This is a genomic window from Flammeovirga sp. AWQ4_249 (assembly GCF_056161045.1).
Genome location: NZ_JBSWYJ010000002.1, coordinates 365906 through 383884, shown reverse-complemented (window position 1 = coordinate 383884; position 17979 = coordinate 365906). Strand labels below are relative to the sequence as shown.

At 33.4% G+C, this 17979-nt stretch carries 11 protein-coding genes; 3 read left to right on the top strand and 8 right to left on the bottom strand.

Annotated features, from left to right (window positions below; all coding sequences use genetic code 11):
* Nucleotides 1–176: 176 nt before the first annotated feature.
* A complete protein-coding gene (locus tag ACXAHM_RS03520; RefSeq protein ID WP_474959010.1) occupies nucleotides 177–3134 on the bottom strand; it encodes a sensor histidine kinase in 2958 nt (985 codons plus the stop codon).
* Between the two features lie 186 nt (nucleotides 3135–3320).
* Between ACXAHM_RS03520 and ACXAHM_RS03515 the strand changes: the two genes are divergently transcribed.
* A complete protein-coding gene (locus tag ACXAHM_RS03515) occupies nucleotides 3321–4646 on the top strand; it encodes an MFS transporter (RefSeq protein WP_474959009.1) in 1326 nt (441 codons plus the stop codon).
* 46 nt (nucleotides 4647–4692) lie between these two features.
* Here the strand turns inward: ACXAHM_RS03515 and ACXAHM_RS03510 are convergent, their stop codons facing one another.
* On the bottom strand, nucleotides 4693–6309 hold the full coding sequence (locus ACXAHM_RS03510) for a zinc-dependent metalloprotease (RefSeq protein WP_474959008.1): 1617 nt from the start codon (nucleotides 6307–6309) through the stop codon (nucleotides 4693–4695).
* A gap of 133 nt (nucleotides 6310–6442) precedes the next feature.
* Here ACXAHM_RS03510 and pyrH point away from each other — a divergent pair, with 133 nt between their 5' ends.
* On the top strand, nucleotides 6443–7150 hold the full coding sequence (gene pyrH / locus ACXAHM_RS03505) for a UMP kinase (protein WP_474959007.1): 708 nt from the start codon (nucleotides 6443–6445) through the stop codon (nucleotides 7148–7150).
* Between the two features lie 40 nt (nucleotides 7151–7190).
* Nucleotides 7191–7754, top strand: coding sequence for a ribosome recycling factor (gene frr / locus ACXAHM_RS03500; RefSeq protein WP_474959006.1), 564 nt, complete (start codon nucleotides 7191–7193; stop codon nucleotides 7752–7754).
* Nucleotides 7755–7823: 69 nt separating this feature from the next.
* Here the strand turns inward: frr and ACXAHM_RS03495 are convergent, their stop codons facing one another.
* The 6 genes from ACXAHM_RS03495 to mfd form a co-directional block, all read right to left on the bottom strand.
* Nucleotides 7824–8606 (bottom strand): TerC family protein, encoded by a 783-nt coding sequence (locus ACXAHM_RS03495; protein ID WP_474959005.1) that lies wholly within the window; start codon nucleotides 8604–8606, stop codon nucleotides 7824–7826.
* Nucleotides 8607–8754: 148 nt separating this feature from the next.
* The gene (locus ACXAHM_RS03490; protein ID WP_474959004.1) at nucleotides 8755–9675 is read right to left on the bottom strand and encodes a universal stress protein; all 921 of its coding nucleotides are present in this window, start codon (nucleotides 9673–9675) and stop codon (nucleotides 8755–8757) included.
* 93 nt (nucleotides 9676–9768) lie between these two features.
* Nucleotides 9769–10596 (bottom strand): purine-nucleoside phosphorylase, encoded by an 828-nt coding sequence (locus tag ACXAHM_RS03485; protein WP_474959003.1) that lies wholly within the window; start codon nucleotides 10594–10596, stop codon nucleotides 9769–9771.
* Between the two features lie 69 nt (nucleotides 10597–10665).
* Nucleotides 10666–12948: a Tex family protein gene (locus ACXAHM_RS03480; RefSeq protein WP_474959002.1), complete on the bottom strand. Its 2283-nt coding sequence runs from the start codon at nucleotides 12946–12948 to the stop codon at nucleotides 10666–10668.
* 263 nt (nucleotides 12949–13211) lie between these two features.
* Nucleotides 13212–14441: a gliding motility lipoprotein GldJ gene (gldJ, locus tag ACXAHM_RS03475; protein WP_474959001.1), complete on the bottom strand. Its 1230-nt coding sequence runs from the start codon at nucleotides 14439–14441 to the stop codon at nucleotides 13212–13214.
* A 157-nt stretch (nucleotides 14442–14598) separates the two neighbouring features.
* On the bottom strand, nucleotides 14599–17979 hold the full coding sequence (mfd, locus tag ACXAHM_RS03470) for a transcription-repair coupling factor (protein ID WP_474959000.1): 3381 nt from the start codon (nucleotides 17977–17979) through the stop codon (nucleotides 14599–14601).

Here is a 17979-nt window from a genome sequence, read left to right as displayed (position 1 = left end):
AGAGGTGAAACAACATAGGATCACCTCTTTTTTAATTTCAACAATAAGAATGAGTTCCCCAACTCTATAGTAATATATAGGGTTACGTTAGGATTTGTACTGCTTAACGATTCATTATACCCAAATTTAACTTCTTTAGGTATCCCTTGTACTACCCTTAAGGGTAGTATTTCTGTTTATTGCTCAAATTTAGTGTTAAATTGTACTATAATGGTAGTTCCCTCCCCTTCCTGAGACTCTATATTAAGAGTTGCTGAACCTAATTTATTGATTCTTGATTGCATATTTTTCATGCCATTTCCATTTTTCGAATTCTTACTTTTGGCAATCCCTATACCATTGTCTCGAATACTAAATGTGGCGATATCATCTTTAATCATCAAAGCTAAATATACATGAGTTGCTTGTGCATATTTTGCAATATTGGTCATCGCTTCCTTAAAAATGAAAACGAGTTGTAAACTCCAACTTTGTGGTAATAATAAATGTTCATTTTCACCAATCTCTTTATGGGTATGGTATCTGATTTCTAAATCATCAAAAAATTCTTCACCAAAGTCTTTGATGTAATCATAAATAACACCCAATTCGTCATTTTGAGCATCAATTGACCAAATAAAATCTCTAGTACCAGTATATAATTGTTTTGACTGTGATTCTATTCTCGTCAATATTTTAGCTGTATCATCGTCTTTATCTTTCAGTTTCATTGAAGCTAAATCTGCCAATACAGTAATACTAGCAAGTTTATTACCCATTTCATCATGAAAATCTTGAGCAATTTCTTTACGTACTTTTGTTAGTTTTTCTTGTGCTATCGTTTTTTGACGAAGTGTTTCTTTCAGATGATTGGATTTAGACTGTTCTCGTTTAATTAAAATATTAGCATAATAAATAACTGAAATCAACAAGAGTATTATAATTCCACCTTTAAAGATTTGATATTCCCAAAAATAACCATCAATTACTAGGACTGTCTTTTGTGGTACTGACCAATTTGAACCAGTAGTTCTTCCACGAATAAAAATATTATACTTTCCCGGTGATTGATTACTGATCGTAAGTTTTTCCTGATAATTAAAATTGATCCAATCACTTTTTTGAGAGATTTTGAACTGAAGCTGTAACGATTCCATTTCTGAAAGAGCACCAATATCCAAGGGAAGGTGAATAGCTCCATCGCTACTATGAATAAAATATTTTTTTGAAGTCCAATTTACAATTGGAGGAGGAATGTTTTCTACAATTTTATCATTGGTCATACTAACCATTCCTCTATGAGTACCAATCCAGATGATATTATTTCTTGATTCAAATATTGTAGTGATTTGATCTGAAAGTAAACCAGAAGATTCATCAAATTGCCTTTTCAAGATACCATTTTTAAAAACAAAAAGACCACTGGATGTACCAACCCACAATTGATCCATATGATCAAAGGTTAGATTAAAACAGTTGATTCCATCCAAAGAACGGATCTTTGTTAATTGACCGTTGTCTATATCAGTTGTGTTTAAAGTAAATAAACCGTTGGTTGTTGCAATCCATAATATATTACTTTGTTCATCAAGCTTAATATCTTGAACCCATTCCCAATCATTAAAATCTTTACTCCATGTTTTGATGAATGTCAGCTTGTAGTTCTCACTATATTCATAATAGTTTAATGCCCCTTTTGTGGCGACCCAGATTCTATCTTTTTGAATTACAGCACTACTTATTCGAGGAACATCAATGACCCCTTTTGGGAAATTTCCGAACATCTTTTTTAATTCGATTTTTTCTTTTTTAAAGTCAAAAACTTTCAAACAATCTTCTTCTATAACCCAATACCCTCCATCATTGACTCCTGGAAATTTAGCCCATAACAAAGGAATTTTTTTATCTGTATTTGTAAAACTAAAATTATAAGTACTGAATAGTTTTAGAGAATCATCTGGGTTTGAATAAACATCTCTAATAGCAAAACCTTTGAAAATTTTAATGGAGTCACAATCAAACTTTTTAGTGTAGGCTTTATCTGAAGTAGAAAAGATTAAAGAGGAATCATTTAATTGATTAATTGTTTGGATATGAGGAGTGGGAATATCATTAATATCAATGTAATTAATATCAATATTTTCAATCATGTATAAACCATCGCCTTGTGTTGAAATCCAAATACGTTCACGAGAATCCACAAACATATAAGCTGAGGAAGACTTGATTTCTAATAATTTTTCAAGATTTAGAATACTTCCATCTTTTGGATTAATAATGACGCTGGTTTGTACGTTGGTACTTGGATTGATAGAAGCCGCTATTCTGCCATCTTCTAATTCATACATCATAGAAGTATAGCAATTCTCAGGTATTTTAATCGTATAGATGATATTCCCATTAGGGTCTACTTTGTAAATTTCTCCAATAGATCCGACTAAGGCTCCTCCATCTTTCGTTTTTGTAAAAGTTGAAATTACTTTATCACCTAAAGTTTTATGAAAAAAAGATTCTTTTAGTTCTGTGCCTTCAATAACTCTTATACCATGTGATTTATAGCCATAAACTAACATTTTATTCTGATATCTAGAAAAGCTAATAGGTACACTTTGTTCTTCTGGAAGAGGATGATTCATAAACGGTGCAGAAACTGTAGAAAGAATCAAAGTAGTATCTCCAACATAAAAATGTAGGTTTTCAGATTGTCTCGTTTTTTCATTAAAATAAAACCCTCCATTCCATTGCCATGCATAGATATCATCTTTTATTCTGAGTGCTTTATGTAATTTTTTTGCTTTCTCTTTTTGTAGGTAAGGGTAGGTTTTTATTGAGTCTGCACTTTCATCAAATACATGAATACCACCAGACCAAGTAAGTAAATATAAAGAGTCAGAATAGTTTTCAATAAAACCAATCACATAAGGTGATTTTAAACCTTCTTTCGTTCCGTAATTTTTAAATGATTTACCATCAAACACAGACATGCCATTGTCTGTACCAATCAAAAGTTTGCCCTTATTTTCTTTAAGTAAAAAAGTATAATTATGGGGAAGTCCATCTTTTTTTGTGAAATGCCTAAAAAAGACATCTTGCCCGAAAACTGGTAAAGTAACAATTAAGAAAAACAGTATGTTTGTAAATTTTTTTAGCGCCATTAAATGTTAAAAAAAATAATTTTTTAAGAAGTGATTGTACTGCAACCCGTTGTAATATAAAAAGATTTACTCAGATAGAACAATAATGCCTAATATCATTAATTTGAGCAAGTTACTTAAATATATTTGTCTTGAAATGAAAATGAAAAATAAATATAACCTGTAAATAGACTCAATAATTACATTATGTTAGAAATTCAAAAGAAATTAAAATCCTCATTTTTTGCTATACTTAGTTTGCCCGCAACAGCCATGGGGTTTGCACTGTCAATACAAATTGCTGCGTTAAGTTGGATTTTATCCACAAAATATGGTTTTGATATTCATGAGGTTGGTATTGTTTGGGCAGCAGGACCTATTGCAGGTATAATAGGTCAACCCTTAGCTGGTCTCGCATCCGATAAAGTTTGGTTTCTTGGAGGTAGAAGAAGGCCTTTTATTTTAATAGGAGGAATTTTAACTGCTTTAATGCTATTAGCATTGCCAAACATTCATATTATTTCTGATTTTTTTGGATTTGAACCAACAAAAGCCGTAAGTGATTTAAAAGAAGGACAGTTGCAGGCATCAATATATGTTGCCATATTTGTAGCATTAGTACTTGATTTATCCATTAATATCAGTTTTAACCCTACAAGATCAATTATCGCTGACGTTACAGATGATAATTCAGTTACAAAAGGGTATACTTGGATGCAAACCATATCTGGTACATTTGGTGTATTAGCCTATTTTATTGGTTCTACTTTAGGTAACGTAAACTTAATTTATATTGGTGTATTCTTAGTATTCATCTTCTCTGTTTTACCCGTTTTCTTTATTGAAGAACCAGAGACACTTGAGAATACTGATGAAGAAAGTAATGGAGATGTACACTCTAAGAATGAAACAGATTTAGTAGGGTTTTCTAAGGTGCTTTTAGCACATGCACCAACCTGGCTAGGTATTCAAACAATGTTTGTCTTTATGTTTGCCTACGTGCAACAAGTTTATCCAACTCTTGATGATAATGAAGTAGGTAGTGTTATTAATTGGTCGTTCCTTATTTTTAATGCTGTAGCCGCTGTTTTACCTGCATTTGTATTAGAACCGATTACACACAAGATTGGAAGAGTTAAAACCCATGCTATTTGTATAGCAATTATGGCGATAGGATATGCATTAATGATATTTTTTGGGGCTAATTCAGTTTATACTATTTATGGGATAATGGTTATTCTTGGTGTAGGCTGGTCTGCAACGGTATCTTTACCGTTCGCTATTATGTCTGAAAAAGTTGCTAAAGCTAAGATGGGATTTTATATGGGAATTTTTAATTTGTCTGTTGTGCTTCCACAATTAGCAGTTTCAGCTATTATTGGTATGACCTTAAAAGATGCAGAGGATAAAACATTGATGTTTTACATTGCAGCCATTTCTTTAGCTATTTCAGCTGTAATTTGGATGACTGTAAAAGATTCTGATTCCCAAAATATTGCTTCTAATAAACCTTCAGGAGGTGGACATCACTAGAAGAAAAAAAGAGCTAAGATTTCAAAACCTTAGCTCTTTTTTTTGTCTATATTTTAATGCATTTCTGTGTGTAAATTCCTGTATCAGAACTTATCTTAAAAATATAGGTGCCAATTGGTTGTTGTGTAAGATCTACTTGTATTAAAACCTCTTGTTTTGATAAATTTTCAGTGTAAACCTTTTGACCATTTGTATTCCATATTTCCAATATACCATAATGCTGTACATATTCATTGATGTTTACTTTAAAGATACCTTTTGAAGGATTAGGATAAATTACAAAAGACTCTTTTTCAATATTTTCATTGCTTAATACACCATCTCTAAACTTTATTACATTTGAAGATAAAGAATACCCATCTCGATTTACAAGATAGACTCTGTAAGAGATGATTTGATCATATTCTGAGGGATCATAATAAGCTTCGTATGTATTTGTAGTTAAGTCTAAAACAGGGCTTATAGTTTCATACCCTTCATTTTCTAATTGTTTTTCAATAATATACCCAACGGCATCTTCTTCATCTGTTACAGTCCAATTCAAAATATGAAAGTCAGAACCATTGGAAACATTTAAAGAAATTGTACCGCTTGGAACACCTAAACTTAGTGTGTAACGTTGAGGAGCAGATTCTAATACAGCATCAACACGGAGCTTTTGATCCAATGAAAACATGGTCATACAAGCATCATCTGTATAATCCATATAATTCTGATATTGTGAAGATGAGAACATCTCAAGGTCACAAAGGTTATTTGTAATAGCACTTGAATCTCCATCACAAAAATCAGAACCAATTGTACTACCATGATCTCTACTGATCATAGGTGTATCTTCACAATAATCATCTTTAGTACAATCATTTACAGAACTACCTAATCCCCATATATGTAAAATTCCTAAGTAATGCCCTAATTCGTGTGTTAATGTTCTTCCTAAGTTATAAGGTTCCTCAAGATTAGGGAAATCATAAAATTCATTAGAACCAAAATAATCTGTATGCATAACGACACCATCTTCATTAGAAGAAGCTATTTCGTCGCTTGATAGCCCATCAATTCCTTCTAAATCGGGATAATCTGGGAAAAAAGCATAACCTAAGTAATTACTATTAATCTCGGCCACCCATATATTTAAGTATTTTTCTGGGTCCCATATATTTTGACTCATGATATTTCTAATTTCCGATTTATTGAAATATCCTTTTGAACCTGGATTACCTACAATTCTATTTACGCCTGGCTCATATAGTTCATTTCCTTCTGGATCAAAAGCAGCCATTTTAAGTTCAATATCAAGATCGGCGACATCATCTTTAAATTCATGTAATGTGTAATTCCGATTAGTATTGATATTTAATAAATCTTTGTTGGTAGCATTGATTTGAGACATGATCTGTCTATAAGATAGATTACTACCATTTCCTACATTTTCACTACTTAAATGTACGATATGTACAATGGTTGTAAGATTTGTAGTGTTTATCCTTGAAGTTTGTTTTAACTTTGCTTGCGATAGATAAGGTGTTGTTCTAAATTGTACAACAGGCTCATTTATTCCACTTAAACAAATTCTTCGGGGTTTATTTTCTTGTGCAAAAAGTGAGATAGAAGTAAGAAAAATAGCACTAATTGCCAGTGTTATATGTTTTATTGATAACATGTTTAAACAGGAAGTTGAATAAAAAATGCTAATATATTGTCTTGCAATATGATAAGTTTTTATGAAAGGTACATATTTTCTCCCATCATTTGCTTGACTTTTTTATATTTGCAAAACTTCAAGAAAGCCATATATGAAATATAAAAGAGTTCTTCTAAAATTGAGTGGCGAAGCCCTAATGGGTGAGCAACAATACGGTATTGATCCATCACGTTTAGTTCAATACGCACAAGAAATTAAAAAAGTAGTAGATCAAGAGGTCGAAGTAGCCATCGTTATTGGTGCTGGAAATATCTTCAGAGGTATGCAAGCTGATAAAATGGGTATTGATAGAGTACAAGGAGATCACATGGGAATGCTTGCCACTGTAATCAACGGTATGGCATTGCAAAGTGCATTAGAGGGAGCAGGTGTATACACTCGTCTAATGTCAGGTATCCAAATGGATCAAGTATGTGAGCCTTTTATTCGTAGAAGAGCTGTAAGACACCTTGAAAAGGGTAGAGTAGTCATCTTTGGTGCAGGTACTGGTAATCCATACTTTACTACAGATTCAGCAGCATCTTTAAGAGCAATTGAAATCGATGCTGATGTTGTATTGAAAGGTACTCGTGTGGATGGTATTTATACTGCAGATCCTGAAAAAGACCCAACAGCAACTAAGATCAATGAATTGACTTTTGATGAGGCATTAAGCAAAAACTTAAAAATTATGGACTTAACAGCCTTTACTTTATGTAAAGAGAATAGTCTTCCAATTGTAGTTTTTGATATGAATAAGCCAGATAATTTATTCCAGTTAATGTCTGGTGAAGAAATCGGAACAGTAGTTTCAAACTAGTAAAAATAGATTATTATATAATCCTTTAAAAAATAAAATAATGGAAGAGGAAATAGGAATGTATCTTGACGAAGCAAAAGAGATGATGGATAATGCTATCACTCATACAGAAAACGAATTAAGAAAAATTCGTGCTGGTAAAGCTTCTGCTTCAATGTTGGACGGTTTAATGGTAAGTTATTATGGTGCTCCAACTCCTATTAACCAAGTAGCGTCAGCTTCAACTCCTGATGCTCATTCTGTCGTTGTAAAGCCATGGGAGAAAAACATGCTTGCAGAAATCGAAAAAGCAATTCGTGATTCTGACCTAGGTGTGAACCCAATTAATGATGGAGAACAAGTTCGTATCAATATGCCTCCATTAACAGAGGAAAGACGTCGTGAGCTTGTGAAAAGAATTAAAGGTGAAATTGAAAAAGGTAAAATCAGCCTTCGTAACGCTCGTAAAGAGACAAACGATGGTCTTAAAAAGCTTTTGAAAGATGGAGCTTCTGAAGATGCTATCAAAGATGCTGAAGCGTCAGTTCAAGACCTTACAAATAAATATACTGCAAAAATCGATGCGATCTTTGTAGCAAAAGAAAAAGATATTATGACTGTATAATTTCAATTTTCTTATACAAAAAAGGCCAATCAAATTATTTTTGATTGGCCTTTTTTGAGTTCTTTATTTTTAAGAAAGAATTTCTTCTTCTATTATCTCTTCTTTCACAGCTTTGTGAACTTTTGCATTTTTCTTTCTACTTTTGATATTTAATAATTCAACCCCAAAAGCAAAAGCCATTGCAAAGTAAACATATCCTTTTGGAACATGAACACCAAATGCTTCAATTGTAAGTAAGAAACCAATCATTACTAAGAATGATAAAGCAAGCATCTTAATAGTAGGATTGGTGTCTACGAAATTTGCAATCTTCTTCGAAAAGAAAAGCATTACACAAAGAGAAATAATTACAGCTCCAATCATGATTGGTAACTCTTTAACTAATCCAACTGCTGTTAGAATAGAATCAAAAGAGAAAATAATATCAATAAGAACAATTTGAGCAACGCCACTCCAAAATGAAGTCACTTTTTTGACTGCCATTTCATCTTCTTCTTCACCTTCTACATGTTGATGAATTTCACTAGTCGTTTTAGCTATTAAAAATAAACCACCACCTAATAGAATGATATCTCTACCACTCATCGCTCCGTCTACTCCTAATAAGTCTAAGAAAGGAATTGTAAATAGAGGATCTTCTAAGCCTACAAGCCAAGAGATTGAGAATAATAAACCTATTCTGACTACTAAGGCCATCATGATACCTACTGATCGTGCTTTATCTTGATGTTCTTTTGGTAATTTTCCACTGACGATTGAAATAAAAATAATGTTGTCAATTCCCAATACAATTTCTAATAGTGTAAGGGTGATTAAACTGATAAGGCCAGCAGTCGTAAAAAGAGCTTCCATTCGAAATTTAGTTTTTAAATTATAGTTAAAAAGTATCCAAGGCTATAATACCTTTGAAAAAATTATTTTGAGCAATAGTTTATACACAAAAGCTTTAAAACAAAATGCATTGTTTTAAAGCTTTTGATTTTGATAAATTTGATGATGCTTAGATTTCTAGCAATGCACCAAATAAACCTAAGTTCCTAACTTTATCTTTGATAACCATAGTAGAAATCGTAGTGTGTTGCTTTAGCAAATTTTCTGTTGTACTACCAATAAAAGTAGCTGCTAATGCAGAGCGACCTCTAGATCCCATAATAATTAAATCTGCATCTTCAACAAGAGAGATATTGGAAATAATCTTAGCTTCATTACTTCCATAAATATCAAAATGAAGACGTAGTTTATATCTGATATCACCAAATTTAAATTGCTTTAAAAAGTTTTTACATCTTTTTTCAGCATGTTGCTTTAAAACTTGTGCATACTCTTCCGGAGTTTTTCCTGAGGTATGGTATCCTGTAGGTAACGCATAAATATGAAGAATGGTTAGCTCCATATCGTTTCTTTTTGCTATCTCAATTGCATTTTTCATAGCCATTTTTGACATTTCTGAAAAATCGATTGGAATAACTGCTTTCTTAATTGGTACCTTAGGATTTTCAGTGACAGTCAATACAGTACAATAAGCATATCTTGTCAAAAGGCGTGCAATTGTACCACTACCTTCAGCAATATTCTTTTTACCTGCAATAACAACATCTACTTTATTTTTTTGAATCGTTTTTAGAATTTTAGAAGTTGGATCACTAGATTCAGCTACGATAAAATCAAATGTTATATCTCTTGTATTCAGGTCTTTATGTTTGTCTACTAAAGCATGCATTTTCTGCATGACCATGTCTTTTTTAGTCACAAGTTTACCATTATACTCCACTTCTTCATTAGCAGAATTATCTCTAATGACATGCATTAAGATTACTTTCTGTACTAAAAATACAGGTGCTGCAGTAAGTGAATAACGTATAATTGCGTCATCAATATATGTTAGGTCTATAGGTAAAAGTGCTGATAGTGCTTTACTCATTATTACTATATTTTAATAGTAAGAAGATCGGTCCGATTATATAATAATTTCAAGTATGCAAAATACGTGCATATTTTGAATAATTTAACAGAATTAAGAGATTTTTGTTAATAACCCTCCAATTAATTTTGAAAGGTGTGGTTCTGCGTTTCTAGCATTTTCCAAAATTTCAGATAACTCTACTGGTTTTAGTGCTCCTTCGTAACATAAATCAGTCACGACAGATACTGCAAATACTGGTAATTTCATTTGAACAGCAACAATTACTTCAGGAACTGTAGACATTCCTACAACGTCTGCACCAATTATTCCTAAGTATTTGTACTCTGCTTTTGTTTCCAAATTTGGACCAGTAACTGATGCATAAACACCCTCATGTACAGGTAAATTATGTTCTGCAACAACTTCTTTTGCTTTTGCTATAAGTTTATTGCTGTATGGTTCAAACATATCAGGAAAACGGTCTCCCCATTCTTCTTCATTTTTGCCAATTAATGGATTAGCAAACATAAGATTGATATGGTCATTAATGATCATCAAATCACTTTTTTGAAAAGTAGGGTTAATTCCTCCTGCTGCATTTGAAATGATAAGTGCTTTAATTCCTAATAGCTTTAATACTCTAATCGGGAATGTAACTTCTTTCATGTCATACCCTTCATAGAAATGAAATCTACCTTGCATTGCAATCACTTTTCGTCCATTAAGGTAACCAATGATAAGCCTTCCTTTATGAGATTCTACAGTTGATAAAGGAAAATGTGGAAGCTTTTCATAAGATAAGTCGTATTTGATATCTAGTTCATCAACTAACCCTCCTAATCCAGTTCCTAAAACAATCCCTATTTCAGGTTGGAAGCCATCGCATAATGTTTGAATTTTCTCAACACAGGCTTCTACTTTTTCTTTATATGTTAGCATTATATTGGTCTTATTTCTTATTGGAATAATTTACCCCTACTTATCTAAGCGACAAATAGGGGTAGTTTATTATTTGAAGCGATTTTTTAACATCGCTAATTTGTCTTCCATTGAAAGGTTTTCTTCTTGACTAGAACTTCTTCTATTACTGTTTTGAGAGGCAGCAGGTCTTCTATTTGAATTACCTTTGTTCTGAGAACGTCCAGCATTGTTGTTAGCACCGTCGCCACTCTTCATTGATAGAGCAATTCTATTTCTCGCAATATCAACATCTGTTACAATAACTTGTACTTTCTGATTTACTTTTACAACTTCATTTGGATCAGAAATATATCTGTCAGCCATTTGACTAAGGTGTACTAAACCATCTTGATGTACTCCAATATCTACGAACGCACCGAAGTTTGTTATATTTGTGACTATACCTGGTAATTTCATACCTACAGATAAATCAGTGATTTTTTCTACTCCGTCTGCAAACTGGAATACTTCAAATTGTTCACGAGGGTCACGACCAGGTTTGGCTAATTCTTTGAGAATATCTGTAAGTGTAGGAATACCTACATTTTCAGTTACGTAATTCTCTAATTTAATTTGCTTATGAAGATTCTCTTTCGTCATCAATTCAGCAACTGTTACACCAAGATCACCAGCCATTTGTTTAACAATCTCATAGCTTTCAGGGTGAACAGCACTAGAGTCTAATGGATTTTTAGCATCTCTGATTCTTAAGAATCCAGCACACTGCTCATATGCTTTTGGTCCTAATCGAGGTACTTTCTTCAATTGAGCTCTACTTGTAAATGCACCATTTTCATTTCTGAAATCAACAATATTTTGAGCAATACTTGGTCCTAATCCAGAAACATAAGAAAGTAATTCTTTACTAGCTGTATTTACTTCTACACCTACAGCGTTTACACAGCTCATAACGACATCATCAAGACTCTGCTTCAAAGCAGATTGGTCTACATCATGCTGATACTGTCCAACACCAATTGATTTAGGGTCAATTTTAACTAGTTCAGCAAGAGGATCCATTAATCTTCTACCAATAGAAACTGCACCTCTAACAGTAAGGTCAAGGTCAGGGAATTCATTTCTTGCAGTTTCAGAAGCAGAGTAAATAGATGCACCACTTTCATTGACAACGACAACTTGAACCCCTTGTAAGCCTAAGTTTCTAACAAATGATTCTGTTTCGCGGCTTGCTGTACCATTACCGATAGCAATGGCTTCAATATTATGTTTTTCACATAAATGTTTAACTATTGAGCCAGATTCAGCAACTTTTCTCTGAGGTTCGTTAGGATAAATAGCTGTATTTTCTAATAATTTACCTTGTCTGTCCAAGCAAACTAATTTACAACCCGTTCTAAAACCTGGATCAAGTGCTAATACTCTTTTTTGGCCCAATGGAGCACTTAATAGTAATTGTCTTAAATTTTCAGCAAATACACCAATTGCTTCTTCATCTGCTACTTTCTTAGTATTCAAGCGAGATTCTGTTTCCATCGAAGGCTTTAATAAACGCTTATAAGCATCTTTCACAGCCATTTGAATTTGTGCAGCACTTGGTGTTCTTTTATCAACATGAAGGTCTTCCATCAAGAATAAAGCATCTTCTTCCTCTGGAGAACAGTCAAGAGAAATAATCATTTCTTTTTCCGCTCTTCTCATGGCTAATACTCTATGAGAAGGAGCATTTTTTAATGACTCATTCCAATCAAAGTAATCTTTATATTTGGCACCTTCTTGTTCTTTACCAGGAATTACTCTAGCCGTGAATGTACCTTTATTCATGAAAAGATCACGCATTTCAGCACGAGTCTCTTGGTCTTCATTTAACTTTTCAGCAATGATATCTCTAGCACCAGCTAATGCTTTTTCGATATCTTCCACCTCTTTTTCAGGGTCGATAAAGTTTGCAGCTTCTTTTTCTATATCTGTTGATAAATCTGGAGAAAAAAGTAAATCTGCTAATGGTTCTAGTCCTCTTTCACGAGCGATACTAGCTTTTGTTTTGCGCTTAGGTTTGTAAGGAAGGTATAAATCTTCTAAAGCAGACATAGTTTCTGCACCTACGATTTTATCTTTTAAAGCATCCGTAAGTTTTCCTTGATCTTCGATACTTTTAAGAATACTTTCTCTTCTTTTATCTAATTCACGAAGTTGTAAAGCTTTGTCACGGATATCTGCTACTTGAACTTCATCAAGACTACCAGTAACTTCTTTTCTATATCGAGAAATAAAAGGAACTGTAGCTCCTTCATCTAATAGGGCAAGTGTATCTCTCACTTGCTTCTCTGAAATCTTCAGAGCCTGAGCGATTTTATTAGTGATATTTACCATTATATTTTTATGCTGCGTTGGAATATGTGCAACTTGTTTTAATCAAAAGTGTTTTCAAAAAATGAATCGTCGATCGTTTACAACGATATAAAATTGGGTTGACCATGAATTGCGAAAATAACTCATTTCTTTATTTATACCCTTAAAAAAGTGTTTTTTTATATATATAAATGTAAAGTAAATTAAATAAAAAAAACCTCCAATTCCTAAACAGAAATTGAAGGTTTTTTGATGTATTAAAAGTACTTGTTAAGTACGGTATTTTAATTTTCACCTGGGTTAATCATCGCACAACGGAAACCGATAGTTGCAGTAGCTGAATCTTGATCTAAGAAACGACGAGTACCCGCAGCCATCCAGTATGCAACATCTTTCCATGAACCACCTTTGTAAACACGGATTGAGTTAGAGATGAATGAATCATACTGACGAACATAACCATATGATTGGTAGTTATATCCTTGCTCAGGACCATCTAAGTAATCATTCTTACGAACTGGGTTTAAATCATCCATATCAGCATAAGATAAAGGACGGTAGATATCTTCCACCCACTCAGAAACGTTACCAGCCATGTTATATAAACCGAAATCGTTTGGAGGGTTATCATATACCCAAGTTGTTACCATTGCTGCATCATTCAATTTACCACCGATACCAGCGTAGTCACCACGACCACGTTTGAAGTTTGCCATCATGTCACCCATGTGCTCACCGTAAGGATTTCTTACTGAGTGACCAGACCAAGGGTAGATACGACGCTCAGAGTAGTTCTCATCGATATCTTGTAAACCGATAAGTGCTTGAGATGCATAATCCCATTCTGCTTCAGTAGGTAAACGGAACGCAGGAAGTACAACACCTGACTCTAATGGAATTGATTCGCCATTCTCTGCCGCTTCAGCTTCCTCGTCAGTACCGTTATTAACGGCTAAGTTTTTATTTACTACTGTTGTTCTCCAAGTACAGAAGTTTTGTGCTTGAGTCCATGTTACACCAACTACAGGGTGAAAACGGAAACCAGGGTAACGCAAGTAGTGATCTACATATTGATCATTGAATGCTAATTGTTCAGCCCATACAGTTGTATCAGGAAGTGCTTCTTCGTAAGAAATTCCTGAAACTGATGAATCAGAACTTACATAATGAAGGTATTCTAACCAGTGTACGTTAGCAACTTCAGTTTCGTCCATCCAGAAAGATGCAACAGATACTGTACGTTCTAAGTTGTCACGTGATTTCATTAAATCCTCTTCGTAAGAACCTAATACGAAACGACCACCTTCGATGTATTTCATGTTTGGAACTTCAGGCATTCCTTTGTATTCTCTAACTGAGAAACTATTATCGTCCTTTCCGTTATACTCCAAACCTGTCATAGTACTGTAACCACCTGGGTTATTTGCGTCAGGCTTTGAACTTTTGGCACAACCTGTAACAACCATTGCTGATAATACTACAGAAGCCAAATAAAGCAGATTCCTTTTGCTCATGATATTCAGATCTCTTATTTATTAATGTACCCAGTACGGCACATACTAATTTTCAAAAAATGTGTTTCATTCCCTTGATGAAACGTCGACACAAAACATTTTATTCAATAATTGTACCCAAAAGTATAAGATGTGAATATTTTTAAAAATAAAGTGATTAATTCTTTAAGTTTTGTAAAAGAAGCATTGCTTTGTTAATGTCATTAATCTCTTCAATATTAAGGATTAAACGCTTTTTTGTCTCTTTAATCTTACAAACTTGAGGGTGTGTTTGAACATACATTAAAATTTTTCCAAATTCTTCAGATTGGTAATATTCAGCATGTGTATGCTCTAATAAATACGCTTTTAATATTTCATTTTTTAAGATTAGTTTCTCAATACCAATGGTTTGAGCTACCCATCGCATTCTTACAGTATTTAATAAATCTTCCACAGGTTGTGGGATGGGACCGAATCGATCCATCAAACTTTTACGGAATTTTTCAATTTCTTCCTCGTCCTTCAATTTATCAGCCCTCATATAAAGGTTTAGTCTTTCAGAGATATTGGAGACATATGAATCTGGAATCAAAATTTCAAAATCAGTTTCAATTACTGTTTTTATTTTAATAGTTTGTTTCGCTAATTCCTCTTTAAATAAGCTAGCAAACTCTGTTTCTTTAATTTCTTGTACAGCTTCCTCTAAGATTTGGTTAAAAGTATCAAAACCAAGATCATTAATAAACCCTGACTGTTCACCACCAAGTAAATCACCGGCACCTCTAATATCTAAATCTCGCATTGCCACTTTAAACCCATCTCCTAAATCAGAAAATTCCTCTAAAGTAGATAATCTTTTTCGTGCATCTGAAGATAAACCAATCGTAGGCGGTGTTAATAAATAACAGTAAGCCTTTTTGTTAGAACGTCCAACACGACCTCTCATTTGGTGTAAATCGGATAATCCAAACATATGTGCTTGGTTTACAATGATTGTATTGGCATTTGGAATATCTAATCCAGATTCAATAATATTGGTAGAAATTAATACATCATATTCTCCTTGAATAAAACGTAGCATGACTTTTTCTAATTGAGGGCCGTCCATCTGTCCATGAGCATAGGTCACTCTTGCGTCAGGAACTAGGGTCATGATTTTATTTGCAAAGTGCTCAATATCTGCCACTCTATTATGTACGAAGAAAGCTTGACCACCACGCATTAATTCATGATGAATAGCATCTCTTATTACCTCATCGTTTAATGTAGATATTTGAGTTGTTACTGGCTGACGGTTTGGAGGAGGAGTCTCGATTACTGAAAGATCTCTTGCTCCAAGTAAAGAGAAATGTAAGGTACGGGGTATTGGGGTAGCGGTCAATGTAAGTGCATCTACATTGATTCGCATCTCTTTTAATTTTTCCTTCGTTTTTACACCAAATTTCTGTTCCTCATCAATAATCATCAAGCCGAGATCTTTAAATTCAACATCCTTACTTGTGATTCTATGAGTACCTATTAATATATCAACTTTTCCTTCTTTTACTCTTTTGAGTGTTTCTCGGATCTGTTTTGTAGTTCTAAAGCGATTAATATATTCAACTGAACAGGGTAAATCGCCAATTCTGTTGACAAAAGTCTTGTAATGTTGCATGGCCAAAATAGTTGTAGGAACTAATATGGCGACTTGCTTACTGTCACAAACTGCTTTAAATGCAGCACGAACAGCGACTTCTGTTTTACCGAACCCAACATCACCACAAACAAGTCGATCCATTGGATACGGTTTTTCCATATCTTCCTTTACTTCTTGTGTAGCTTTTGCTTGATCTGGAGTGTCTTCAAATAAGAAAGAAGATTCTAATTCAGCTTGTAAATAACCATCCTTATCAAATTGATAGCCTTTTGATTCTCTTCTTTTAGCGTATAATTTGATAAGCTCACTAGCAATATCTTTAACTCTCTTTTTTGCTTTCTTTTTTTTATTTTCCCATTCAGGAGAACCTAATTTACTGATTGTAGGTTGGCGACCCTCTTGACCAGAATATTTCGAAATTTTATGAAGAGAATGTAAACTAAGGTAGAGTAAATCATTATCTCGGTAAATCAAACGAATACTTTCCTGCATTTTGCCATTGATTTCCATTTTTTCCATACCACCAAATCGTCCAACACCATGGTCCATATGCGTAACAAAATCTCCAGCCTTTAATTCACGAAGTTCTTTTAACGTCATGGATTTAGACTTAGAGTACTTTTGCTTTCCTTTTGGAGCATGAAAACGTTCAAAAATTTGATGATCAGTAAAACAAGCAATGTTCATTTGCTTGTCGATAAATCCACCTCTTAAGCTAAGGTTTAATTCTTGAACGAATAAATTGGGTTTTATTTCTTCAAAGATTGTTTGTAAACGCTCCAACTGTTTAGGTAAGTCTGAAATAATGATATTTCGAGTACCTTCTAATTGTTGCTTTTCTAAACTCTCCCCTAACAAATGGAAGTTTTTGTTGAAAGAAGGCTGAGGTTTACTGTCAAACTCAATCGTTTCAGCTCCTCTAATGCCTTTTCGAGTACCAAAAAGTACGCGATGTGATTTATTTAATAATTGAAGGAACCCTTTTTTTGTTTCAAAAATCTCTTCTGGTTTATTAATCACATAAGTTCCTCCGCTTACTTTTAATATATCTTCAAAAGCTTCAGTAGCTTTCGTAAAGTACTGATCAATAGTATCTGTCAGTAATTCATAATCTTTAATCCAAACTGTAGCATTTGGTAAGAACTCTAATAATGATTCTCTTACTTCCTGTAATAATCGATTATGAACATTTGGGACAATAGGAGCATGGTCTTTCTTTTCTTGTGATAGTTGAGTAACAGGATCAAAAGTTCTAATACTTTCAATTTCATCACCAAATAATTCTATTCTGAAAGGTAATTCATTGGCATAAGAATAAATATCAATAATACCACCTCTAATAGCAAACTGTCCAGCTTCATACACAAAGTCAGATGGCTCAAAACCATATTCTAATAATAATTCCCGAATAAAGTTTTGATCAATATCTTCTCCAATCCTAGCTACATAAGTATTTTCAACTAATGACTTTTTATTAATCACCTTTTCGGTCAGTGCACCAGGATGGGTAATTAAAATAGCTCCATTGTTTTTTGTTTCATTTAAAGAACTAAGTGTTTCGGCCCTTAATAAAACATTGGCATTTTCAACATTTGTAAACTCGAAAGGTTTCTTATACGAAGAGGGGAAATATAAGACTTGCTCTTTTGGAAGAAGATTCTGAAGATCATTCATAAAATAAATTGCTTCCTCAGCGTCATGCATTACAAATAAATGACAACCTTTTCCCTTGCCCTTAAATCCAGAATAGGTGGAAGCAGCAATAATAGCATCCAAACTTCCTGACAAACCTTTTAGGTAAGTAGCCGAATTATCCTTCGTTTTTAATGCATTAATGATAAGTTGAACATTAGTGTCTTCTTTGTAAGCTTTTATTAAATCAGCTAATTCTATTTGATTGATGTTTTTCGATTCTTCCAT